We start from the raw sequence: 21,099 nt of genomic DNA on the forward strand, positions 1-21,099 counted from the left end.
GCGCAACTGCACGCGGGGAGACTGTCATGGGCAAACGGATTCTCGTCACCGGCGCCGGTTCCGGCTTCGGCAGGGCCGCCGCCATCGGCATGGCGAAGAACGGCCACGCCGTCATCGCCACTACGCAGGTCTCTTCGCAGGTCACCCCGCTGCGGGAAGAAGCAAAAGCGCTTGGCATCGACAGGACCCTACGCGTCGAGCGGCTCGATCTCACGGACCCTTATGACATCGCGCAGGCTCACGGCTGGGACATCGATGTGCTCTGGAACAATGCCGGCATGGGAGAGGCGGGGCCGGTCTGGGAAATTCCGGTCGATCTCGTGCGCAAGAACTACGAAGTCAACGTCTTCCTGCCGTTGGTTCTGACGCAGGGGGTGGTGCGGCGCTGGGTCGAGGAGGGCCGGAAGGGCAAGGTGGTGTTCACCTCGTCGATGGGAGGGCTGTTCACGCCGGCGAACTGGGGCACCTATGTCTCCACCAAGCATGCGCTGGAAGCGATTGCGGAGGCGTTGCAGCAGGAGCTTTCGCCCTACGGCATCAAGGTGCAGACCATCAATCCAGGCGCCTATTACACCGGCTACAACGAAACCATGGCGGACAATCCGTTCCGCTGGCTCGACGACAAGAAACATTTCACCAAGCGTGCCGATCTGCGCAAGGGGTTCGACGATTTCTTTGCGACGCCCGAAGGCAAAATGGATCCGCAGGAGATGATCGACCGGATGATCGAGATCGTGCCTGCCGATACCGGCAGGTTCCGCAACGTCATGCCGACGGTGATCGAGGACATGCTGAAGGCGCATCAACTCGCCGCCTGGGACAACACGATCTGATCTGCGGAGCGGGAACCATGAGCCTGACCGAGAAGATTGCGCAAGCGGCGGTCGCGGCGGCGCGCAAGGCCGCGTCCAGCATCGGCGTTCCGATGAATATCGCGGTGCTGGATGACGGCGCGCATCTCAAGGCCTTCGCGCGCATGGACGGTGCGGTTCTCGGCTCGATCGATATCGCGCTCGGCAAGGCCAAGACCTCGGCTTTGTTCGGGATGACCAGCGAGGCCGTCGGTGAATTCTGCAAGCCGGGCGGCACGTCTCCGGGCCTCGAACTTACCAATGGCACGCTCGTGGTGTTCGCCGGCGGCATGCCGATCCGCGATGGCAGCGGCGCCTTGATCGGCGCCGTCGGCGTTTCGGGCGGCGGCGTTGAACAGGACCGTCAGGTTGCGAATGCCGCTGTCGAGGCAGTGCAGTCGGCTCACACCTAGAGAAGGAAGCGGGACCATGAAGACACTCATGCTGACCCTGGCTCAAGGGCTTGTTTTCGCCGTCGTGGTGACGGGCTTCACCCTGCCGTCCGCTTCGGCGCAGTTCAGCGCGGAAGAGCAAAAGAACCGGACGCTGGTGCAGCACGGATTCGACGCGTGGCGGGACGGCACCGGAAGCCCGTATGACATCCTGGCCGACGATGCGAACTGGACCATCATGGGCAATTCGCTGGCTGCGAAGAGCTATCCCGGTCGCGAGGCCTTTCTCGCCGAGGTCATCCGTCCGTTCAACGCCCGCATGCGCGACCGCCTGATCCCGACCGTGCGCCGTCTCTATGCAGACGGCGACACGGTGATCGCACTGTTCGACGCGCAGGGTACCGCGCGCGACGGCAAGCCCTATGCGAACAGCTATGCCTGGTTCCTGCAGATGAAGGATGGCAGGATCGTCCGGGCGCATGCGTTCTTCGACAGCATCGCCTTTGACGAATTCTGGCGGCGCGTCACGCCGTAGGCAGGCGGCGCCTGGACGTGCGGCCCTGATCCGCTCGCAGAGGTGTCGCGATCCCTGTCAATTTCGACATGAGATCGAACGTGTGCAGCGATCGCCAGCCGCGTCTTCCTTGAGGACATTTTCCGCTTCCTCAGTCCGTACATCGCAAGAGTTGAGTTGCCCGTCGGATCGCAGTCGGTGTGACGGACGGTCATGCATCGTCTCGCGGCTTTGCGAGCGTCGCACCCAGGCGCGGCAGAACGATCCGGAACTCGGTATAGGCGCCGGGGCTGGTCTCGACATCGATCGCGCCGGCGTGCTGCTTCACGATGATATCGTGGCTGAGCGAGAGGCCCAGGCCGGTGCCTTCGCCCGCGGGTTTGGTTGTGAAGAAGGGGTTGAACATTTGCTCCTTCACCTCGGGCGGGATACCGGTGCCGTTGTCGCGGATCCGGATTTCGACGCGGTCTCCGAGGTTCCTCGTGGCGGCGGACAATGTCGGCTCGTAGCTGTTGTCCGGTTGTTCGGCCTTGCGGCGCGCGGTGGCGTAGAAGCCGTTGGAGATCAGATTGAGCAGGACGCGGGTGATCTCCTGCGGGCACAGGTCGGCCTCGCCCGCATCCGGGTCGAACGAGCGTTCGAGCGCGATGGTGAATCCCTGCCTTTCGGCGCGCGCGCCGTGATAGGCGAGGTTGAGGCTCTCCTCGACCAGGCTGTTGATGTCGACGGACCGATGCTCGCTTGAGCCCTGCCGGGAATGCAGCAGCATGTTCTTGACGATCGAATCCGCGCGCTTGCCGTGCTGGACGATCTTCTCGAGATTGCCCTGCATCATGTCCATCAGCTCCCGGATTTCGGCACGCCGATCGCCGTCCGGATGCGGGCCATCCAGCAATTCGCGCAGTTCGTCGATCAGCTCAACCGATATGGCCGAGAAATTATTGACGAAGTTGAGGGGGTTCTTGATTTCGTGCGCGATGCCCGCGGTGAGCTGGCCGAGGGAGGCGAGCTTCTCGGTCTGAATCAGCCGGTCCTGCGCGAGGCGCAATTCTTCCAGCGAGGCGGCAAGTTCGCGCGTGCGCGCCTGCACGCTCTCGAACAGCCGCACATTCTCGATCGCGATCGCCGCCTGGTCGGCGAAGATGGAGACGAGGTCGATCTGCTTGCTGGTGAAAGGGCGGGGTTCGATCCGTGTCAGTGCAAAAACACCGATCGGCTGTCCCTCGCGCAGCATGGGAACGGCGAGGATCGCGCGAAACCCGCCCAGCCGCTTGGCGTCGTGGAACGTGTAGTCCGGGTCGGATTCGATATCGGGGATGTGGATGGTGCGGCCCTCGAGAAGGGCGCGGCCGGTCGCCGAGCCGCGTTCCGGGGCGACCGGCAGGTCCTTCACGAGATCGGTGAATTCCGGCGAAAAGCCGAAGGTGGCGGTCCGATAGAAGACATTCCCGCCCATCGACTGGGCGATCGTGCCCTGATCGGCCTCGCTCAGTCTCACCGCGGATTCGACCAGCGTCTGCAACACGGTCTGAAGGTCGAAGGTCGAGCGGCTGATGACCTTGAGAACTTCGCTCGTCGCCGTCTGCTGCTCGAGCGACTCGGATAGATCGTCGGTGCGCGTACGAAGTTCGTCCAGAAGCCGGGTGTTTTCGATCGCGATGACGGCCTGATCGCCGAAGGTCTGCGCCAGCTGGATTTGTTTGTCGGAGAACGGCGCAACCGTTCTGCGCGCAAGCGTGACCACGCCGATCGGCTGTCCTTGCCGCAACAGCGGCACGCCCAGGAACGTGCGGTAGCCGGCCTTCTTCGCGGGCTCGAGATAGGTGTATTCGGGATCCGCAAACACGTCGGGAACCTGAACCGCCTTGCCGTCCAGCAGGACGCGGCCAACGACGCTGCCCCTCCCGGGCTCCATCTTGATTGCGGCGTTGTAGCCGATCCAGTCCGGCGGAAAGTTGTAGTTCGTGACGTGAGAGAAGCCCTGTCCATCCGCGCGCTGCCGCGTGATTCCCGCCATATCGGCGTCGCACAGCTTCGCGGCCGATTCGGTCAGGGTATCCAGCACGGTCTGCAGATCGAAGGCGGAACGGCTGATGACCTTCAGCACGTCGGCGGTGGCGGTCTGCTGTTGCAGCGATTCGGAGAGATCCTCGGTCCGCGCCTGGACTTCATTGAACAGGCGCGTGTTCTCCATCGCAATCACCGCCTGGTCGGCGAATGTGGACACCAGTTCTATCTGCTTGGCGGTGAACGGACGCACGGTACGCCGCGCCAGGACGATCACGCCGATAAGCATCCCTTCGCGAAGCAGAGGCACACCCAGCAAGGAGGCAAAGCCGCCCGCCTTCTGGCCTTCGCTGAAAGTGTATTTCGGATCGGCGCGGACATCGGGGATATGAACCGTCTTGCGCTCCGTCCAGACGCGGCCGGCAAGCGTCCCTCCGCTGGCGGAGACCGGCGTTGTCGTTACCAGCTCGACGAAGGCTTGCGGAAACTGGAAATTTGCCGCGAATAAAAAATAGTCGCCCTCGGGCCGCACGATACAGGCCATCTCGGCCTCGCAAAGTCGAGCTGCAGATTCTGTCAGCGTGTCGAGCACGGTCTGCAGATCGAAGGCCGACCGGCTGATGACCTTCAGCACGTCGGCGGTGGCGGTCTGCTGTTGCAGCGATTCACGAAGTTCGTTGAGCAGACGGGCATTTTCGATGGCGATCACCGCCTGGGCGGCGAAATTCTTGACCAGGTCGATCTGCTTGGCCGCGAATGGAGCGACTTCCTGGCGATAAATTCCGATGGCACCGATCAACCGGGCTTCCTTCAGCATCGGGACGATGATCAAGGTGCGTGCGCCGGCCACATCCGTGATCGCCGCAACGGCGGGATCGCCCTCAAGGTAGGCTGGGGAACGCCGCAAGTCGGCGACCTGTACCGGCTGCCGTGTCCTGACAACTTCGGCGAGACCGCCCTTTGGATGGGGACGGATCAAGGTGTGCGCGGCCGACGCGGCAAATTCGCGCGGCACATTGTGAAGAGCCGCGTTCTGGAAGAACTCGCCGTCATAAAGGATCAGCGTGCCAATCGTCGCGCTGCACAAGCGGGTCGCATTGGCCAGTATCGTCTCGAATACCTGTGTCAGTTCGCCCGGCGCACTCGAAATAACCCTCAAGACCTCGCTGGCCGCAGTCTGCTGCTCCAGCGCTTCGGTGAGATCGTCGGTGCGCTGGCGCAATTCGTTCAGCAGCCGCGTGTTCTCGATCGCAATCACGGCCTGCCTGGCGAAATTGCTGAGCAGTTCGATCTGCTTGTCGCTGAACGGGCGGACTTCCTGGCGGTAGATGGACATGGTTCCGATCAGTTCGTCGTCCCTGAGCATGGGCACGACGAGCACGGAGCGAGCGCCGGCGAGATCGACGAATGCTCTGACGTCCGCGTCGCCATCGCGGTAAGGCACTCCAGCCCGCATGTCCTCGATACTGACGACCTGCCTGTTCCTGACGATCTGGGCGTGTACGCTATTGGGATGCGGGCGGAATATGCGACCGAACTGCGCCGACGCCCGCTGGAAAGCCCGCGGTACGTTGTGGAAAGCGACCTGCCGGAAGACGTCGCCCTCGCGCAGCATCAGCGCGCCGAAACTGGCACCGCAAAGCCGCACCCCGTTGGCCAACAGCGCTTCGAACACCGGCGCGAGTTCGCCCGGCGAACCGGAGATCACTCCAAGAATCTCGCTGGTCGCAGTCTGCTGCTCCAGCGCTTCGGTGAGATCGCCGGTGCGCTCGTGCAATTCCTTCAGCAAACGAGTGTTTTCGATGGCGATGACCGCCTGATCGGCAAAGGTCTCGACCAGACGGACCTGCTGCTCGGCGAAAGAACGTGGCGCGAAGCGGAACAGATTCACCACGCCGATGGTCGTGCCGTCCCGCACCAGCGGGACGCCGAGCGCCGCGCGAAAACCCATCAGCTTCTGTGCCTCGGGCCGCGCGAATTCGCGGTCGGCGAGCACATCCGGGATATGGACGGTGCGACCCTCGGCGATCGTCCGCCCGAACACCGATCCGCGATCCGCCTTCACCGAATAGCCGACGAAATGATCGCGCCATTCGGGCGTACAGCCGTAAGTCGCGGCCAGGAGATAGTCAGCGCCGTCGCGATAACGGATGGTGCCGATATCCGCCTCGCAAATCCGTGCTGCGGTCTGCAGCAGCCTGTCGAGCAGCGCCGGCAAATCGAAAGCGGAGCGGCTGACAAGCTTGAGAACCTCGGCGCTCGCAGCCTGCTGCTCTTGCGCCTCGGAGAGAAGCCTTTGTGTATCGGCGATCTGGTTTTGAAGCGCGACGATATCCGGTTTTGCATCCGCGGCAGGTTTCGCCGCCCTGCGCGGAATGGACGCCTTGCGCTTCAGTGTTTGGCGTTTCGCCATTCACTCGAACTCGTTGCAAGAGCACAATGCAAATCTGCGACGGTCAAGTCAGGTTAGCACATCCGGCAATGGCCGCGTCAAAAGAAGCGCCATCCTGTCTGCCAGAGATTTTTAGCAAACGCGTCCTGAATGACATCGCCGGGCATCCGCCGGGTCTGTTGCGCCGGGCCTTGATGAGATTTCACCAGAGCCGCGGGTCGTTCTCCTCCTCCGGAGGAATGCAGCCGGCCGCCGACAATCGAGCCCCTGCCAGCCGGCTCCGGGGCGCCAGGCGCCTGCCGGGTGATTTTTGATCCTGCTCGCTTGAACCAACGGCGTGGGAGGTGCGACAAAGGCTGGTTGGGTGTATGTTTCGAAAAGCTTGGTCTTTGAGGGCGCGCGGGGTTTGCTATGGGGGTATCCCGTCATCTTATGCTGGCGCTCGCGGTGTCCGCGCTCTCGAGTGGCTTGCTTCCCGGCTTTTCCTCCCCGGCACTGGCCGAGAAGCGTGTCGCCCTCATCATTGGCAACGGCGATTACGCCAATGCGCCTCGCCTGCCCAATCCCCGAAACGACGCGGAGGACGTGGGTGGCGCTCTCCGCAGGACCGGATTTGAGGTCATCGTCGGTGTCGATCTGGACAAGCCCGGCATGGAAGACGCGACGATCCGCTTCGCGCGAGCGGCCCGCGACGCCGATGTCGCCATCTTCTATTACAGCGGGCATGCCATGCAGTTTGCCGGCGTGAACTACCTGATGCCGGTCGATGCCAAGCTGACGGACGAAGCGGATCTTCGCCGCATGGCGCGCGTCGACGATATTCTCGCCGACCTTCAACAGGCGAGAAACCTGCGCATCCTGGTGCTGGATTCCTGTCGGGACAACCCTCTGGCGGATGAGCTTCGACGATCGATCGGAAGGTCCCGCGCGGCTGGCATTCAGCGCGGGCTCGCGAAGATCGAGAACGCGCAAGGCATGATCGTGGCCTATGCGACGCAGGCCGGGCGAACGGCCGACGACGGATCCGGCCGCAACAGCCCCTTCACGACCGCGTTTCTCAAGCACATCGAGGCCTCCGAGGAGATCGGCACGGTCTTTCGCCGGATCACCGCCGATGTGTATCAGGCCACGAAACGGTCGCAGCTTCCCGAACTCTCGCTGTCCCTGATCGGCGAATATTTTCTGCGCGGCCGGCCGAATATCATTCCCCCCGCAATCCCGCAGGCACCCGCGGTCGTAGCGGCCGCGGCCGCCTGGCCCGTCGTCGAGAACACAACCAGCCAGGCGGTAATGGAAGATTTCATTCGGCAGTTCGGCGACACCATTTTCGGCAGCCTTGCGCGAGCGCGGCTCGAAGAACTCAAGCTTGAAATCAAGGAGCAGGAGTCGCGGCAGGCGCCGCCCGCCGTGGTTCCGAAAGAGCAACACGCCTCCGTCGAGCCGACGGCAATCAGCAGGGAGGACACGCCGGCACCCGAACGCAGCACCCCGGATGAGCTTGTGATCGTCGATCCTGCCTTGCTCAGCGAAATTCGCACGCGGCTGTACGAACTGAACTACGATCCCGGTCCGGTGGAAGGTCCGCTTCGTGACATCGCGCGCGCAGCTATCCGCGAATTCGAAACGGCAAACCGGCTGCCGCCGACCGGGCAGCCGACTCATGGATTGTTGCGGCGACTGCGCGGGACCGATGCGCTGAAGCCATGGGGCGCGATCGTTTACGCCAGAAACAGCGAGAAATGGGGCATGGGCTGGGGCAAGGCCACGCGCCGGGAAGCGGTTGCCAGCGCACGGGCGACCTGTGGCAGCGCGAGGCAATGCAACGTCGAGATCAGCTTCTTCGGAACGGAATGCGGCGCGTTTGCGTATTCGCCATCGTCATTTGCGCTGGTTGCCCGGGACAATTCCAGGCTGGCGAAAGATACCGCGCTCGCCGATTGCGGCAAGCGCGGGCGGGCCTGCCGGGTGATCGCCGCCGTTTGCGCGGATGGCGGGGAACGCGTCGTTGCCAATGATTGATAGCCAAGAGCGCCACAAGGAGAAAGAGATGCAGATTGGCGATCGGACTCCTGCCGGCTGGTTGAGGATTGTCCCTGTCCTGATCGCGGGTGCCGCAATCACTATTGCCGCGACCGGCATCGTGCTGGCCCAAGGCGGCAGCGTTGGCGGCAGCATCGGCAAGAAAGGCCAGTCGGTCTCGGGCAGTCAGCAGGTCGTTGTGCCAAAGCGGGCGCGCCCCGAGCCGCGTCCCGTCAATCCGCGCAAGTCGCGAGCCGCGACCAAGGCCGCAAAGCCGGAGGCTCGCGCCACACGTTCGCTCAGCGGTCTGTGGCGCTGGACCGGACAATGCACGCGGTTTACCGAGCCCTATACCGGAACCCTGACCATCAGCCAGTCGGGAAACACCTTCAGCGCGTCCCATGGCGGAACGAACATGTGGGACAGCGGGACCATTTCAAACGGACGGATCAGCGGCAATCGCGTGAGTTTCGTCAGAACGTTCGGGCAATATTCGGACCATCTCAATCTCAGTCTGTCCAGCTCCGGCTCCACCATGCGGATGGCCGGCACGATTTCGACGGCGCATTCGGGACAATGCCAGATGCGCTTTACGAAAAACTGACATCACCCGGTCCGCTGTTGCGGCGCGCACCTCGCCGCTGTTGGGTCAGTACCGGCGCCATTCCGGGCTCGCGCATTCGGCGCGCCCCGGAACGACTCAGGCCGCCGCTTCAATCGCAGCCGTTGCTACAGCCGCTTCGCGAACGCGTCCTGGATGAAATCGTCCAGCATGCGGTAGGTCTGGTGCGCGGCACCGGCGTGATATTTCGCAAAGCCCGGCATGTCGGTTTCTTCCTCCGAGAAGGAATGCAGCCGGCCGCCGAAATCCAGCAATTGCCAGTTTGCTTCCGCGCCATCGAGTTCGGCTTCCAGCGCGTCGCGGTCGGCTTTCGGTGCCACCGGGTCTTTCGAGCCATGGATGACGAAGATCGCGGCTTTGATGTCGCCCTTCTTCGCCGGCATCGAGGTGGCGAGATCGCCGTGCAGGCACACCACCGCATCGAGATCGGCACCGCTGCGCGCAAGCTCCAGCACGTTGCCGCCGCCGAAGCAGAAGCCGACCGCGGCCTTCTTCGATGAATCGCCGATGCCGCGCTTTTCGGCCTCGGCAATCATCGTTTGCAGGGCGGCGTTGACGCGCTTGCGTCCCTCGACGCGGTCGGAGCGCACCGCCATCATCAGGTCCTGCGATTCCGGCGGGCCTTCGGCGGTTTTGCCCTCGCCATACATGCAGCCGACGAACGCGATGTATTTGTCGCCCGCCATCTTTTCCGCGCGCTTGATGATGGTGTCGGTGACGCCGAGCCAGTTCGACATCACCAGCAGCAGCGGCCGCCTGGTGGCGATCTTGTCATTCCAGACCAGCGCGCCATGCGCCGTTACATTGCCGGCCTGATATTTGATTCTTTCGACTGCCACGCGTTCCTCCACCAAAAAAGCCGAATACGTTTATTGCGGGATCACTTCGCCGATCATCCCGGCATCGAACAATGTGACATACAATCGCCCGTTCGACATCGGCGAGATGCAGCGCGCCCCGGCATTCGGGACCGGGATCGGATATTCCCCGACCATGCTGCCATCCGGCCGCATCCGGCCGATCTTGTTGGCGAAGTTGGCGGTGAACCAGAGGTCGCCCTCCGGTCCGACGCAGACCCCGCGCAGCGAGGATTCCGGCGTCGTCACCTTGTGCTCGGTGATGTGCCCTTGCCGGTCGATGCGGCCGAGCGCGTTGGTCGAGGTCTGCACGAACCAGATCGAACCGTCCGGATGCGTCGCCATCGCGCGCGGCTGGCTGTCGTGGCTCGGAATGGGGAATTCCGTAACCGCGCCGTCCATGGTGATGCGGCCGACGCGGTTGCCGGCGGCCTCGGAAAACCACAGCGCGCCATCGCGCTCGGCGATCGACAGCGGGCGCGCGCCCGGCGAAATGCCGTCTGCAAATTCCGTGACCTTGCCGTCCGGCGTGATGCGCCCGATCCGGCTCAGTTCGGTTTCAGAGAACCACACATTGCCGTCCGGTCCGTTGAGCGTTCCGTCCGGTCCGGCGCCGGGGGTCGGCAGGTCGAACAGCGTGATGTCGCCCTGCATGGTGATGCGGCCGACCTTGTTCGCCTTTTTGGCGCAGAACCACATGTTGCCGTCGCCGCCGACGGTGATGCCGATCGGCATGGCGTGATCGACAGGGAGCGCAAATTCGCGGAACGATGCGTTGACTGGATCGAAGCGGCCGATCTTCGAGGCGCCGCTTTCGCAGAACCACAGCGCGCGGTCCGGGCCTTCCATGCAGATATAGGGCTCGGACTTCGGGGAGGGGATTTTGTGGGTCCGGATGACGGGAGGATTCTCGTTGCGGGACGAGCGCGCATGAACCAGTGGTGACGCGGGCGCGGACATTCATCCTCCCTGTACCGTGATCCGGTACATGCATTTTTCGACGCTATTTGAATCGTATCGGTGACGTTCGCGCCGTCAAGCACGCACCATCTCGCCGGATCGTATCAGTCCGGTGGGATGGTGTGGAACGGCGCAAGCCCGCCTCGCGTTCATGCGGCATGAAGCTCGTGATTGGCATGGTTGCCTATCTCGCCGCTGTGGCCGCTGTCGCCGCAGCGGTATTCGCGGGTGTGTTGTCGGTCGTGAGCAATGGGACACAGGAGTCGCCCGTGCTGGCGAGCACCGACGGCCGCGCCGGCGCATGGGAGCGTGAGAGGGATGAAGAGACGGCGGCCGATCCGAACCGCGTCCCGGTCTGGATCGTGCCGACCGCGAAATACGACTACACGCCGTCACCAATTGAGCCGCCGAAGCGCCGCACCATCATCGGCGAGGATGCGCAAAGGGAACAGGCGAAGGCTCCGCCGCGAACCGGGCCGGAGCGCCGCGAAGCCGCGGAAGTGGCGCCGCGCAGGATCGAGTCGCGCCGGGACAATGATCCCTTCTTCCGCGACTGAGCGGCTTCGTCCGCGCCGGGCGCGAAAGGCGTGAATGCGCCAATGATTTAACGCGTCGTTAACCATGATTGCGGCAAACCCGGACGGGGCGGTTCCAGCGAGGATCATCGCGGTGAATCCGATCAGCATTTTCTGCCCGGTGACCAACCGATCGGTCGGAACCGGGATCGAGACCGACTGGTCCACATTCTTCGCCCTGCAGCCGTTGCGGCTTCGGGTTCGCTGCCCCGATTGCGGCGGGCGGCATGACGTGGCGGTCGGAGACGGTTATCTTGCGCGGTCGGAATCCGGGGCGGATGGCGGCCGTCCGGATGACAATCCACGAATCGAAAGCCTGCTCGCAAGGCTCCCGGAGAACTGAAGGCCTTACGCTTTCGCGGGCATGGCGATGCGCTTGCCGGTCGCTTCCGGGCGGGGGAGTCGTCCGTGCGAGGTCTTGATCTCGTCAAGACGCTTCAGCACATCGGGCGGGAACGGTGCGACCTTGCGCGCCGCCATGTCGATATGCAGCGACAGGTTTTCGCAGGTCGCGGACACCCAGCCCTCGGTGGCGTGGAACAATTGCTGGAAGAAGTGCATCCGTTTTGAATCGTAGTCCAGCAACTGGAACGTCACCCGCACCGGATCGCCCTCGTTCAGTTCGCGCAGATAGCGCAGATGAACCTCGGCGGTGAAGAACGAGTGGTTGCGGGTCTTCAGGTAGTCCCAGCCAATTCCGGCGAGGCCGTACATCTCGTCGACCCCGCGATCGAACAGCACGTGGTAATAGGCCATGTTCATATGGCCGTTGAGATCGATCCAGGATCGCTCGACCGTCATCACGGAGGAGACGAACGGAGCAAAGAAAACGGGCTCGAAATCGCAGCGGTCCAGCATGACAGAATTGTGCTGCAGCGCACGCGATGTGTAAATCGAAAACACAGGCAATGTAGTCATTTTAGAAAAATTTGGGGCTTTGCCGCGGCACCGCGTGGACGTTCGGTCAGGTTCTGCGGAAGCCCGATCAAACGCATTGGACGGCCGATCAATTTGTGCGGAAGGGCGGTCATTCGGGATCGGCAGCGTTGGCTTTATGTGACCGGCCATCTTCAAGCCCCGGATGGAGACGCCCCATGACCCAAGCCGTGTCAAATACCCTGTCCCAGGCCCTGCAACGCGTCCTGATCTTCCTCTACGGCCTTGCGGCCTATGTCATTTTCTTTGCGACCTTCTGCTACGCCATCGGCTTCGTGACCGGTCTTGTGGTCCCGAAGCATCTCGACAACGGAACGGTGGTGCCGCTTGCCGAAGCGCTTGCCGTCAATTTGTCACTGCTGACGCTGTTCGCGGTCCAGCACAGCGGCATGGCCCGGCGCGCCTTCAAGGCGTGGCTGACCCGCACTGTCCCGCATGCGATGGAGCGCAGCACTTACGTGCTGGCCACCAGCCTGGTGCTGATCCTGATGTTCTGGCAATGGCGCCCGATCCCGGCCGTGGTCTGGCAGGTGCCATATCCGGAACTTGCGGTTGCCGTGCAGGTGATATCGATCGCAGGCATCGCGCTGGTACTGGTCGCGACCTTCCTGATCAACCATTTCGAATTGTTCGGCCTGCACCAGGTGTTCAACAACCTGACCGGCCGGCATGCGCCGGACATGCGCTTCAGGACGCCGTCGCTGTACAAGGTGGTGCGGCATCCGATCTATCTCGGCTTCATCATCGCCTTCTGGGCGGCACCGGTGATGACGGTCGGGCACCTGCTCTTCGCGGTGATGACCACGGGCTACATCTTCGTCGGCATTTTCCTCGAGGAGCGCGATCTGGTCGCCCAGTTCGGTGACGATTACCGGCGCTATCGCGAGCGGGTGTCGATGATTGTGCCGTTCCTCGGCGGATCGGCCGGATCGAAGCCGCGGCAAGAACTTGCAACAGGCCTGGTCCGCCCCGTCTCCTTGCCGGAGCGGTGACGAAAGCGGGGGATACCGCGACTTGCCTTGCGGCGGCCCGGCTCTCTGCTAGGGTCGGCGCCCTTACGCAATGAGGGCGCCGATGGCCGTTGCCGCTGCAAATTATTCCGAGCCGAGACGCGATGCGCGGGCGATCCAAGCCGCGATTGCGGATCTGGCAAAAAGCTTCGGCAACCGGCTGGTGACCTCGCAGGCGGTGCGTGAGCAGCACGGCCATACCACCACCTGGATTGCGAACCAGCCGCCGGACGCGGTCGTGTTTCCGCAGGAGACGGCCGACGTTCAGGAGACGGTGCGCATCTGCGCGCGCCACAGGGTGCCGGTGATCCCGTTCGGCACCGGCACTTCGCTGGAAGGCCATGTCAACGCGCCGCAAGGCGGCGTCTCGATCGACTTCCGCGACATGAACCGCATCCTCGCCGTGCATGCCGAGGATCTCGACTGTGTGATCGAGCCGGGCGTCACCCGCAAGCTTCTGAACGAGCATCTGCGCGATCAGGGCCTGTTCTTCCCGATCGATCCCGGCGCCGACGCTTCGCTCGGCGGCATGGCGGCGACTCGCGCCTCCGGCACCAATGCGGTGCGCTACGGCACCATGCGCGACAATGTGATGGCGCTGAAGGTGGTGCTCGCCAATGGCGAGGTCATGACGACGTCGACGCGCGCCCGCAAGTCATCGTCCGGCTACGACCTCACCCGGCTTATCGTGGGTTCCGAAGGCACGCTCGGCGTCATCACCGAAATCACGCTGAAACTGCACGGCATCCCGGAAGCGATCGGGGCGGCGATCTGCCCGTTTCCGTCGGTCGAGGCCGCCTGCAACGCTACCATCATGACCATCCAGTCCGGCATTCCGGTCGCGCGCATCGAACTGCTCGACGAGGTGCAGGTGAGGGCGTGCAATTCCTATTCGAAGCTGTCGCTGCCGGAGAGTCCGCTGCTGCTGCTGGAATTCCACGGCACCGAGGCGGGGGTCGCCGAGCAGTCGGAGCGCTTCGGCGAGATCGCGGCCGATCTCGGAGGCGGTCCGTTCGAATGGACGGTGAAGGCGGAAGACCGCACGCGGCTCTGGCAGGCGCGCCATGACGGCTATTGGGCGGCGAAAGCGCTGCGGCCGGCCTCGCTGCCGCTGGCCAGCGACGTCTGCGTCCCGATCTCGCGGCTCGCCGAATGCGTCACCGAGACGCAAGCGGACCTTCAGGCGACGGGACTGCTGGGGCCGATCGTGGGTCACGTCGGAGACGGCAATTTCCATGTGGCGCTGCTGGTCGACGGCAACGACCCCGCGGAGGTGCTGGCGACCGAGAAATTCCTGAGCCGGCTCGCGGAGCGCGCATTGGCCATGGGTGGAACCTGCACCGGCGAGCACGGGGTGGGGCAGGGCAAGATGAAATATCTGCTGGCGGAGCACGGCGCCCCGGCGCTTGCGGCCATGCGTGCGATCAAGGCTGCGCTCGACCCGGACAACATCATGAATCCGGGCAAGCTGGTGCCGGCGGAATGACGGGGTTGAGCGGTCAGCGCTCCCATCACAGAGCAACGCAATCATCATAGATTTGCCGCCAACGAGCGGTATCCGGGTCGGCGTTCACAAGCCCTGAGTCCTGCGTAAACCTCCGCCTTGCGGTGCGGGAGGCATGGGCTCATCTTTGTGGCTGGCGATTCAGGTGGTTCCGTGCAGGCAACATTGCTGACCTTGGCGATTGCCGCAATTCTGGCGCTGCTCGCAGCGCTGGTCGGGCCGCATTTCGTTGACTGGAACGCCCATCGCGCCGCCTTCGAGCAGCAGGCGAGCCAGGTGATCGGGCTGCCGGTCAGGGTGACCGGTCCGATGGACGTGCGGCTGCTGCCGTCGCCGTCGCTGGTGCTGTCCGGGGTGGAGATCGGCCATCCAGGTGACGCGCAGGCGTTGCGGGCGAAGGCGCTCGGGATCGAGTTCGCGCTGCCGCCGCTTCTGTCCGGCAAACTCCGGGCGGTGGAACTGCGCCTGATCGCGCCTGAAATGCGCGTGTCGCTGACACAGGACGGCCGCGCCCTGCTGCCGAATGCGCTGGCCGGCGTGAATACCGAGGCGCTGTCGATCGACAAGTTTGTGGTCGAGGATGCCAGCCTGCAACTGGCCGATGCCGCAAGCGGCGCGAGCGCAACCCTGTCCAAGCTCTGGTTCAACGGCGACGTGAAGTCCTTGCCGGGGCCGATCCGCGGCGAAGGCGCGTTCGTGATGGACGGCGTGCTCTACGGCTACCGCGTCGCGACCGCGCGGCCGGAAGCGAACGGGTCGCGCATCAAGCTCACGATCGATCCCGCCGACCGGCCCGTCTATGCCGAGGCCGAAGGTTTGCTGTCCGCCGGCGCGGACGGGGCGCCAAGGTTCGAAGGAACCGCGACCGTTGCGCGGCGCGCTCCGGCCGCAGGCGAGACCGCGGCACCCTGGCGCATCAGCGCGCGGCTGAAGGCGAATGCGGCATCGGCTCTGTTCGAGCAGGTCGAATATCAGTATGGCCCCGACGACCGGGCGCTGAAGCTGCACGGGACCGCGGAAGCGAGGTTCGGCGCGCGGCCGCGGATCGACGCGGTGCTCACGGCGCGTACGCTCGATGCCGACAAGCTGCTCGGCGATGCCGGCGGCGAAAGGTTGCCGCCGCGTGACGCGCTGGTGGCTCTGATCGCCGCGGTCGAACGAATTGTCGGGCCGCCAATCCCGACCCAGGTCGGCTTCGGCGTCGACGCCCTGACGCTGGGCGGCACCAGCCTGCAGAATATCAGAGGCGATATCGAGTTCAGTCGCGGCAGCATGACTCTGAGCGCATTCGAACTGCGTGCGCCCGGCTTCACGCAGTTGCGCGCCAGTGGACGCCTCGACAAGACGGACGGGCGGCTGTCATTCGCGGGTCCCCTCGATATAGCCTCGACCGATCCGAGCGCCTTTGCCGACTGGCTCGAAGGTGCCCCGGGCACAAGCGCGCTGCCGGCGCGACCGGTTCAGGTTCGCGGCGACGTGATGCTCGGAGCCGGCCGCATTGCGATCGCCCGCATGCAGGCCAGCTTCGACCGCAAGAGCTTCCATGGCGATCTCGCCTATCGTTTCGCGCAGGGCACGGTGCCGGCGCGCCTCGATGCGTCTCTGCGCGCCGACGAACTCGATCTCGATGCGCTGATGGAGGCCGCGGAATCGGTCAAGCTGCTGTCCGCGGTGGCTCCCCCGGAGGACCTGGCACTTGTGCTGGCGCTCGGTCGCGTTCGCTTCGCCGGGCTCGATGGCGACAGAGCCGATCTGAAGCTCGGCCTGAAGGACGGAGTGCTTTCGATCGAACGGTTCGCGATCGCCGATCTCGCCGGGCTTGCATTCGATGGCAAAGGCCGCATGGACATGCCGGCACTTCGCGGATCGATGTCGTTCAATCTTGCCATGCGCGATCCGCAAGGATTGTCGGATCTGGCAAAGCTTGCGCCGGCGGTTCTCGTCGAGAATTTGAAGCGCGCGGCGCGAAATGCCGCACCGGCACGACTGGCCGGCACCGCAACGGTCGAGCCCTCCGGCCCGGGCGGCGACAGCCGCGCCACGGTATCGATCGAAGGGCCGATCGGCGCCATGGACTTCAAGCTGAAGACCGCGCTCACCGGCCGATGGAGCGAGCCGGCCACGGCCGATATCGCGCTCGAAGGCTCGCTTGACGCCGCCGACGTGAACGCCTTGCTCAAGGTCGCCGGCGCCGAACGCGTGGTGTCGGTGCCGCGACAGCCGGGCAGCTACACCCTGTCGCTGAACGGCAGTCCGGCCGGCGACATGAGACTCGACACCCGGATTGTCTCCGCCAATCTCGACACCCGCGCGACCGGTTCGATCCGCCCCTTCGCGAAGGACGGCCGTCGCGCGTCGCTCGACATTGCGGTCGGAAGCCTCGACATCGTGCTGGCGGGCGAGCCCGCGAGAACCGTTCCGCTGGCGATCAAGACCCGACTCCTGGCCGACGGCGCAAGCGTACGGCTCGAGGATCTGTCAGCTAGCGTGGCAGGCTCTGCCCTGCGTGGCCGGCTCGGCCTCACATTCGGCGACGCTCCGGCGGTCGAGGGCGAAGTACGCACCGACACGGTCGACATCACTGCGGTGTTCGCCACCCTTGCCGGGTTTGCGCCCTCCGCCAGAGAGGAAAGACGCTGGCGCGAGACACCGTTTGCGCTGCCGGCGTTTCCGAAAATGACCGGGAGTCTGACCTTCAGCGCGGCGCAAGCCATCCTGTCGCCGACCTTGCTGGTTTCGAAGTTTCGCTCGGTGCTGCGCTTCGCCGACATGAATGTGGCGGTGGAAGGCGTGGAGGGTGAATTGCTCGGCGGCCACCTGTCGGGCCACGGAACACTGCGGCGCGGTGACGATGGTTTGGGACTGGCGGGGCAGGTCAATATTGTGGGCGCAGATGCGACCCAGCTGCTGTTCGGCGACGGAGCGGGACCGCTGACCGGTCAGGCCGGCCTGACCCTGCGTTTCGAAGGTCAGGGCCGCAGCCCGCGCGCCCTGATCGGTTCGCTCAACGGATCCGGCACGCTGACGCTCGATCATGCCCGGATCGCAGCGCTTGCTCCCAATGTCTTCAGCGCGGCGATGCTCAGCGTTGACCAGGGACTTTCGATCGATGCGGCGCGCGTGCGGGAAGTGGCGGGCCGCGCTCTCGATGCCGGGCCCCTTGCCGTGCCGCATGCGGAGGCGACGCTGACGCTCGCGGCGGGGGTCGTGCGCATCAACACCTTCAAGGCGCAGGCGGAGGCGGCCGATCTCGCGGTGACGGGCTCGTATGATTTTTCCGATTCCCGGATCGATGCACGGCTCTCGATGTCGGGATCCGATGCGGGCGCCTCGCTGCAGCCCGAAATCGCGGTGGTCTTGCGGGGGCCGGCTTCCGCCCCCGACCGCATGCTGGATGTGTCGGCGCTGACCGGATGGCTCGCGCTGCGCTCGGTGGACAGGCAGACCAAGAAGCTCGAAGCCATCGAGCAGGGTGCTCCCGCGGTGGCGCCGCCGCATCCGGTGCAGGAGGAGACCGAGCCGGAGAAGCCGCAGACCCATGCGGTTCCACGGCGAAAGCCGCCGCAACCCGTGCAGGCACTGCCGCCAGCGGTCGAAATCCGGCCAGCCGCCGGAGACCGCCGCCGCGCCGCACCGCCGCCGCAGCAGCGAGCCGAGCCGTCGCGCGCCGAACCGCAGCGTCCGCTCGGCGCCAATCCGTTCCCACAGCCAATCGGCCGGGCGCCGCCGCCGCCCGTCGTGCAACCGCGGTCACCCCAGCGGCTGCATCCGATTTTCTGAAATGCGTCGATAGGCGTGGATCGAAGCTGCCGCGCGATCAGCCGCGCGTGTCCTTGTCGACGGATTGCCCGCGATAGTGATCTAGCACGAACAGCCGGATCGCGGAAGACAGGTTGCCATGCCGCCGTTGCGAGTCGATCTTCGCCACGATGTCCGAGAGCGTCATGTTCTGCGCGTCGGCAATTTCCTTGAGGCCCTTCCAGAATGCGTCTTCGAGACTAACGCTTGTCTTGTGTCCCGCTATTACGATCGATCGCTTCACGACCGGCGACTTCATTGGCCTCTCCGCTTCCAATCCGGTGGCCGTCGAGATTGCTTGCAGACTTGTCACGTTGCGCCCCTTCCAGTTTGCGCTCCGCCTTCGATCGACCATGAACCAGTCGATGCGCCGCAGCGTCATCCGCGTCACGCTGCCGGTCACGCCTCTTCCGCGCCAGCCGAAGATTAAAGACGTCGCCCATCAAAGACCCGGCAGTTACCGGCTATCTTTGGACCCCCTCGGGCCCAAATCTATTGACACATACCGGCTGTTGATTGCGCCATTAGCGTGGCAGGGGCAAGGCGGAATTGGCCACGAACAGAAAAGGGAGTTTTCAGGCGATTAAGCCGATCGCGGAAAATCGCACCGCAAGGTGCCGGACGATTTGATGCGCCGCGCGAAACGTCCGATCATTGCGGACGAATCATGCGCTCCGGGCGGACCAGCTGCTCAAATTCTTCCGCGGTGACGAAGCCGCCATTGACGGCTTCGTCTTTCAAATTTGTCCCATTTTGATGCGCGCGCTTGGCGACCTTGGCTGCATTGTCATAGCCGATCTTCGGTGCGAGCGCGGTCACCAGCATCAGAGATCGCTCCATCAATTCGCGAATGCGCGCCTCGTTGGCGCGGATGCCGACCACGCAATTGTCGGCGAAGGAGCGTGAAGCATCGGCCAGCAGCCGAACCGATTGCAGCATGGCGAATGCAATGACGGGCTTGAACACGTTCAGTTCGAAATGACCCTGGCTCGCCGCCACGGTGATCGTGGTGTGATTGCCGAATACCTGACAGCACACCATGGTGAGCGCCTCGGCCTGGGTCGGATTGACCTTGCCCGGCATGATCGAGGAGCCCGGCTCGTTCTCGGGCAGGATCAACTCGCCAAAGCCCGAACGCGGGCCGGAGCCGAGCAGGCGGATGTCGTTGGCGATCTTGAACAGGCCGGTCGCCATGGCATTGATCGCGCCATGCACGAACACATAGGCATCATGCGCCGCGAGCGCCTCGAACTTGTTCTGCGCGCTGACGAAGGGCAGGCCCGCGATCGCTGCTGCGCGCTTTGCAAACATGTTCGCGAATTTCGGATGCGAGTTCAGACCGGTGCCCACCGCCGTCCCTCCCTGTGCGAGCGGGTAAAGCTCCTTCACCGCGAGCCTGATGCGCGCGATCCCGAATTTGAGCTGTGCGGCATAGCCGGAGAATTCCTGACCGAGGGTGAGGGGGGTTGCGTCCTGCGTGTGGGTGCGGCCGATCTTCACGATCCCGGCGAATTCCTTTTCCTTGGCGCGCAGCGCCGCGTGCAGGTGCTCCAGCGCGGGAATGAGTCCGTTCACGATCTCAAGCGCCGCGGCGATGTGCATGGCAGTCGGAAAGCTGTCGTTCGACGACTGGCTCATGTTGACGTGGTCGTTGGGATGGATCGGCGTCTTGGAGCCGAGCGGCGCCCCCAGCATTTCGTTCGCGCGATTGGCGATCACCTCGTTGAGATTCATGTTGGTCTGGGTGCCGGACCCGGTTTGCCAGACGACCAGCGGAAACTCGGCCGCAAGCTTGCCGTCGATCACCTCCTGCGCCGCGGCGATGATGGCATTGCCGGGCTTCCTGTCGAGGAGATCGAGCGCCATGTTGGTCTCCGACGCGGCGCGCTTGACGATACCGAAGGCGCGGATCAGCGGCTCCGGCATGCGGTCGCCGCCGATCCGGAAATTCTGAAGCGATCGCTGCGTCTGTGCGCCCCAATAGCGATCGGCAGGCACCTCGATCGGGCCGAAGCTGTCGGTTTCGGTGCGGGTCTTGACGTTGGTACGCGTGTCAGTCTTGCGATTGGCCATGTATGAATGTAGCGCCAAGCCGGCGCACGCCAAAGCCGCCTGACCCGGAATTGATCGAAACTATTTCTTCCGGAAGCGATCGAGCCGCACCACTTCGCCGGTCGGCTTGTCCGCGGCGGCAACTTTATCGGTCGGCTCGGGCATTGCGGCGGGCGCGGCCGGCTTGCCATCGGCCAGAGCGGGCTGTGCCGGCGGCGTTTCTGCGGCGCCGGCGTCCGCCTCAATGGTCTCGAATTGCAGGCCGAACTGGACGGACGGATCGAAGAAGCTCTTGATGGCGCTGAACGGGACGGCGAGCTTTTCCGGTACGCCTCCGAACGAGAGCCCGACCTCGAAGCCGGAATCGGTCACCTTCAGGTCCCAGAACTGATACTGCAGGATCACGGTCATTTCGCCCGGGAATTGTTCGCGCAGGCGCGGTGACATTTTCACGCCTTCCGCGTCGGTTCGGAACGAAATCGAGAAATGGTGATCACCGGGCAGCCCGCTCTTGGCGGTGTCGGTGAGGACCTTGCGCACCAGACCGCGCAGTGCGTCCTGCGCGAGAAGGTCGTAACGGATATGGTCGGTCGCCATCGGTGTCTGCACC

The 21,099-nt window shown here is 64.2% G+C and carries 19 protein-coding genes; 11 read left to right on the plus strand and 8 right to left on the minus strand.

Annotated elements, in window-relative coordinates; all coding sequences use genetic code 11:
* Positions 1-26 precede the first annotated feature (26 nt).
* The 3 genes from AB7F49_RS00320 to AB7F49_RS00330 are packed head-to-tail and all read left to right on the plus strand — an operon-like array spanning position 27 to position 1,778.
* The gene (locus AB7F49_RS00320; RefSeq protein WP_428519115.1) at positions 27-833 is read left to right on the plus strand and encodes an SDR family oxidoreductase; all 807 of its coding nucleotides are present in this window, start codon (positions 27-29) and stop codon (positions 831-833) included.
* Between the two features lie 17 nt (positions 834-850).
* Entirely contained in the window at positions 851-1,264 is a 414-nt protein-coding gene (locus tag AB7F49_RS00325) for a GlcG/HbpS family heme-binding protein (protein WP_428519117.1), read from the plus strand.
* Positions 1,265-1,280: 16 nt separating this feature from the next.
* A complete protein-coding gene (locus tag AB7F49_RS00330) occupies positions 1,281-1,778 on the plus strand; it encodes a nuclear transport factor 2 family protein (RefSeq protein ID WP_428519119.1) in 498 nt (165 codons plus the stop codon).
* A gap of 190 nt (positions 1,779-1,968) precedes the next feature.
* On the opposite strand, the gene AB7F49_RS00335 is transcribed toward AB7F49_RS00330, so the two are convergent.
* A complete protein-coding gene (locus AB7F49_RS00335) occupies positions 1,969-6,177 on the minus strand; it encodes a GAF domain-containing protein (protein ID WP_428519121.1) in 4,209 nt (1,402 codons plus the stop codon).
* Positions 6,178-6,567: 390 nt separating this feature from the next.
* Here AB7F49_RS00335 and AB7F49_RS00340 point away from each other — a divergent pair, with 390 nt between their 5' ends.
* Positions 6,568-8,175: a caspase family protein gene (locus AB7F49_RS00340; RefSeq protein ID WP_428519123.1), complete on the plus strand. Its 1,608-nt coding sequence runs from the start codon at positions 6,568-6,570 to the stop codon at positions 8,173-8,175.
* A 28-nt stretch (positions 8,176-8,203) separates the two neighbouring features.
* Positions 8,204-8,779: a hypothetical protein gene (locus AB7F49_RS00345; RefSeq protein ID WP_428519125.1), complete on the plus strand. Its 576-nt coding sequence runs from the start codon at positions 8,204-8,206 to the stop codon at positions 8,777-8,779.
* Positions 8,780-8,904: 125 nt separating this feature from the next.
* On the opposite strand, the gene AB7F49_RS00350 is transcribed toward AB7F49_RS00345, so the two are convergent.
* Both AB7F49_RS00350 and AB7F49_RS00355 read right to left on the minus strand, forming a co-directional pair.
* Complete coding sequence (locus tag AB7F49_RS00350; protein WP_428519127.1) at positions 8,905-9,636, minus strand: dienelactone hydrolase family protein; 732 nt, start codon at positions 9,634-9,636, stop codon at positions 8,905-8,907.
* Positions 9,637-9,666: 30 nt separating this feature from the next.
* Positions 9,667-10,614, minus strand: coding sequence for a virginiamycin B lyase family protein (locus AB7F49_RS00355; RefSeq protein ID WP_428519129.1), 948 nt, complete (start codon positions 10,612-10,614; stop codon positions 9,667-9,669).
* Between the two features lie 158 nt (positions 10,615-10,772).
* Here AB7F49_RS00355 and AB7F49_RS00360 point away from each other — a divergent pair, with 158 nt between their 5' ends.
* Together AB7F49_RS00360 and AB7F49_RS00365 are read left to right on the plus strand one after the other, a co-directional pair.
* Entirely contained in the window at positions 10,773-11,171 is a 399-nt protein-coding gene (locus AB7F49_RS00360) for a hypothetical protein (protein ID WP_428519131.1), read from the plus strand.
* Between the two features lie 112 nt (positions 11,172-11,283).
* Positions 11,284-11,532: a hypothetical protein gene (locus AB7F49_RS00365; RefSeq protein WP_428519133.1), complete on the plus strand. Its 249-nt coding sequence runs from the start codon at positions 11,284-11,286 to the stop codon at positions 11,530-11,532.
* 5 nt (positions 11,533-11,537) lie between these two features.
* Here AB7F49_RS00365 and AB7F49_RS00370 read toward each other — a convergent pair whose 3' ends face one another.
* Positions 11,538-12,047 (minus strand): thioesterase family protein, encoded by a 510-nt coding sequence (locus AB7F49_RS00370; protein WP_428519135.1) that lies wholly within the window; start codon positions 12,045-12,047, stop codon positions 11,538-11,540.
* 236 nt (positions 12,048-12,283) lie between these two features.
* Here AB7F49_RS00370 and mddA point away from each other — a divergent pair, with 236 nt between their 5' ends.
* The 3 genes from mddA to AB7F49_RS00385 all read left to right on the plus strand — a co-directional run bounded on the left by mddA (position 12,284) and on the right by AB7F49_RS00385 (position 18,419).
* Positions 12,284-13,117 carry a methanethiol S-methyltransferase gene (mddA, locus tag AB7F49_RS00375; protein ID WP_428519137.1) on the plus strand — a complete coding sequence of 278 codons (834 nt, stop codon included), beginning with the start codon at positions 12,284-12,286 and terminating at the stop codon, positions 13,115-13,117.
* 82 nt (positions 13,118-13,199) lie between these two features.
* Positions 13,200-14,621 (plus strand): FAD-binding oxidoreductase, encoded by a 1,422-nt coding sequence (locus AB7F49_RS00380; protein ID WP_428519139.1) that lies wholly within the window; start codon positions 13,200-13,202, stop codon positions 14,619-14,621.
* Between the two features lie 171 nt (positions 14,622-14,792).
* Entirely contained in the window at positions 14,793-18,419 is a 3,627-nt protein-coding gene (locus AB7F49_RS00385) for an AsmA-like C-terminal region-containing protein (protein WP_428519141.1), read from the plus strand.
* A 37-nt stretch (positions 18,420-18,456) separates the two neighbouring features.
* Here AB7F49_RS00385 and AB7F49_RS00390 read toward each other — a convergent pair whose 3' ends face one another.
* Positions 18,457-18,696 (minus strand): ribbon-helix-helix domain-containing protein, encoded by a 240-nt coding sequence (locus tag AB7F49_RS00390; RefSeq protein ID WP_428519143.1) that lies wholly within the window; start codon positions 18,694-18,696, stop codon positions 18,457-18,459.
* Positions 18,638-18,880: a DUF4169 family protein gene (locus AB7F49_RS00395; protein ID WP_428519145.1), complete on the minus strand. Its 243-nt coding sequence runs from the start codon at positions 18,878-18,880 to the stop codon at positions 18,638-18,640. The genes AB7F49_RS00390 and AB7F49_RS00395 overlap by 59 nt, the downstream gene beginning before the upstream one ends.
* Here AB7F49_RS00395 and AB7F49_RS00400 point away from each other — a divergent pair.
* Positions 18,791-19,024, plus strand: coding sequence for a hypothetical protein (locus AB7F49_RS00400; RefSeq protein ID WP_428519472.1), 234 nt, complete (start codon positions 18,791-18,793; stop codon positions 19,022-19,024). The two genes, AB7F49_RS00395 and AB7F49_RS00400, sit on opposite strands and share 90 nt — an antisense overlap.
* 64 nt (positions 19,025-19,088) lie before the next feature.
* On the opposite strand, the gene fumC is transcribed toward AB7F49_RS00400, so the two are convergent.
* On the minus strand, positions 19,089-20,510 hold the full coding sequence (gene fumC / locus AB7F49_RS00405; protein ID WP_428519147.1) for a class II fumarate hydratase: 1,422 nt from the start codon (positions 20,508-20,510) through the stop codon (positions 19,089-19,091).
* Between the two features lie 60 nt (positions 20,511-20,570).
* On the minus strand, positions 20,571-21,086 hold the full coding sequence (locus AB7F49_RS00410; RefSeq protein ID WP_428519149.1) for an SspB family protein: 516 nt from the start codon (positions 21,084-21,086) through the stop codon (positions 20,571-20,573).
* Positions 21,087-21,099 lie beyond the last annotated feature (13 nt).

The organism is Pseudorhodoplanes sp. (genome assembly GCF_050250235.1).
GTDB lineage: Bacteria > Pseudomonadota > Alphaproteobacteria > Rhizobiales > Xanthobacteraceae > Pseudorhodoplanes.

Bases quoted from the DNA above. Each gene is read 5' to 3' on its own strand.
- AB7F49_RS00370 (WP_428519135.1), bottom strand. From the start codon at position 12,047: ATGCTGGACCGCTGCGATTTCGAGCCCGTTTTCTTTGCTCCGTTCGTC.
- AB7F49_RS00360 (WP_428519131.1), top strand. From the start codon at position 10,773: ATGAAGCTCGTGATTGGCATGGTTGCCTATCTCGCCGCTGTGGCCGCT.
- AB7F49_RS00355 (WP_428519129.1), bottom strand. From the start codon at position 10,614: ATGTCCGCGCCCGCGTCACCACTGGTTCATGCGCGCTCGTCCCGCAAC.
- AB7F49_RS00410 (WP_428519149.1), bottom strand. From the start codon at position 21,086: ATGGCGACCGACCATATCCGTTACGACCTTCTCGCGCAGGACGCACTG.
- fumC (WP_428519147.1), bottom strand. From the start codon at position 20,510: ATGGCCAATCGCAAGACTGACACGCGTACCAACGTCAAGACCCGCACC.
- AB7F49_RS00335 (WP_428519121.1), bottom strand. From the start codon at position 6,177: ATGGCGAAACGCCAAACACTGAAGCGCAAGGCGTCCATTCCGCGCAGG.
- AB7F49_RS00380 (WP_428519139.1), top strand. From the start codon at position 13,200: ATGGCCGTTGCCGCTGCAAATTATTCCGAGCCGAGACGCGATGCGCGG.
- AB7F49_RS00390 (WP_428519143.1), bottom strand. From the start codon at position 18,696: ATGAAGTCGCCGGTCGTGAAGCGATCGATCGTAATAGCGGGACACAAG.
- AB7F49_RS00400 (WP_428519472.1), top strand. From the start codon at position 18,791: ATGAACCAGTCGATGCGCCGCAGCGTCATCCGCGTCACGCTGCCGGTC.
- mddA (WP_428519137.1), top strand. From the start codon at position 12,284: ATGACCCAAGCCGTGTCAAATACCCTGTCCCAGGCCCTGCAACGCGTC.
- AB7F49_RS00340 (WP_428519123.1), top strand. From the start codon at position 6,568: ATGGGGGTATCCCGTCATCTTATGCTGGCGCTCGCGGTGTCCGCGCTC.
- AB7F49_RS00330 (WP_428519119.1), top strand. From the start codon at position 1,281: ATGAAGACACTCATGCTGACCCTGGCTCAAGGGCTTGTTTTCGCCGTC.
- AB7F49_RS00325 (WP_428519117.1), top strand. From the start codon at position 851: ATGAGCCTGACCGAGAAGATTGCGCAAGCGGCGGTCGCGGCGGCGCGC.
- AB7F49_RS00395 (WP_428519145.1), bottom strand. From the start codon at position 18,880: ATGGGCGACGTCTTTAATCTTCGGCTGGCGCGGAAGAGGCGTGACCGG.
- AB7F49_RS00345 (WP_428519125.1), top strand. From the start codon at position 8,204: ATGCAGATTGGCGATCGGACTCCTGCCGGCTGGTTGAGGATTGTCCCT.
- AB7F49_RS00320 (WP_428519115.1), top strand. From the start codon at position 27: ATGGGCAAACGGATTCTCGTCACCGGCGCCGGTTCCGGCTTCGGCAGG.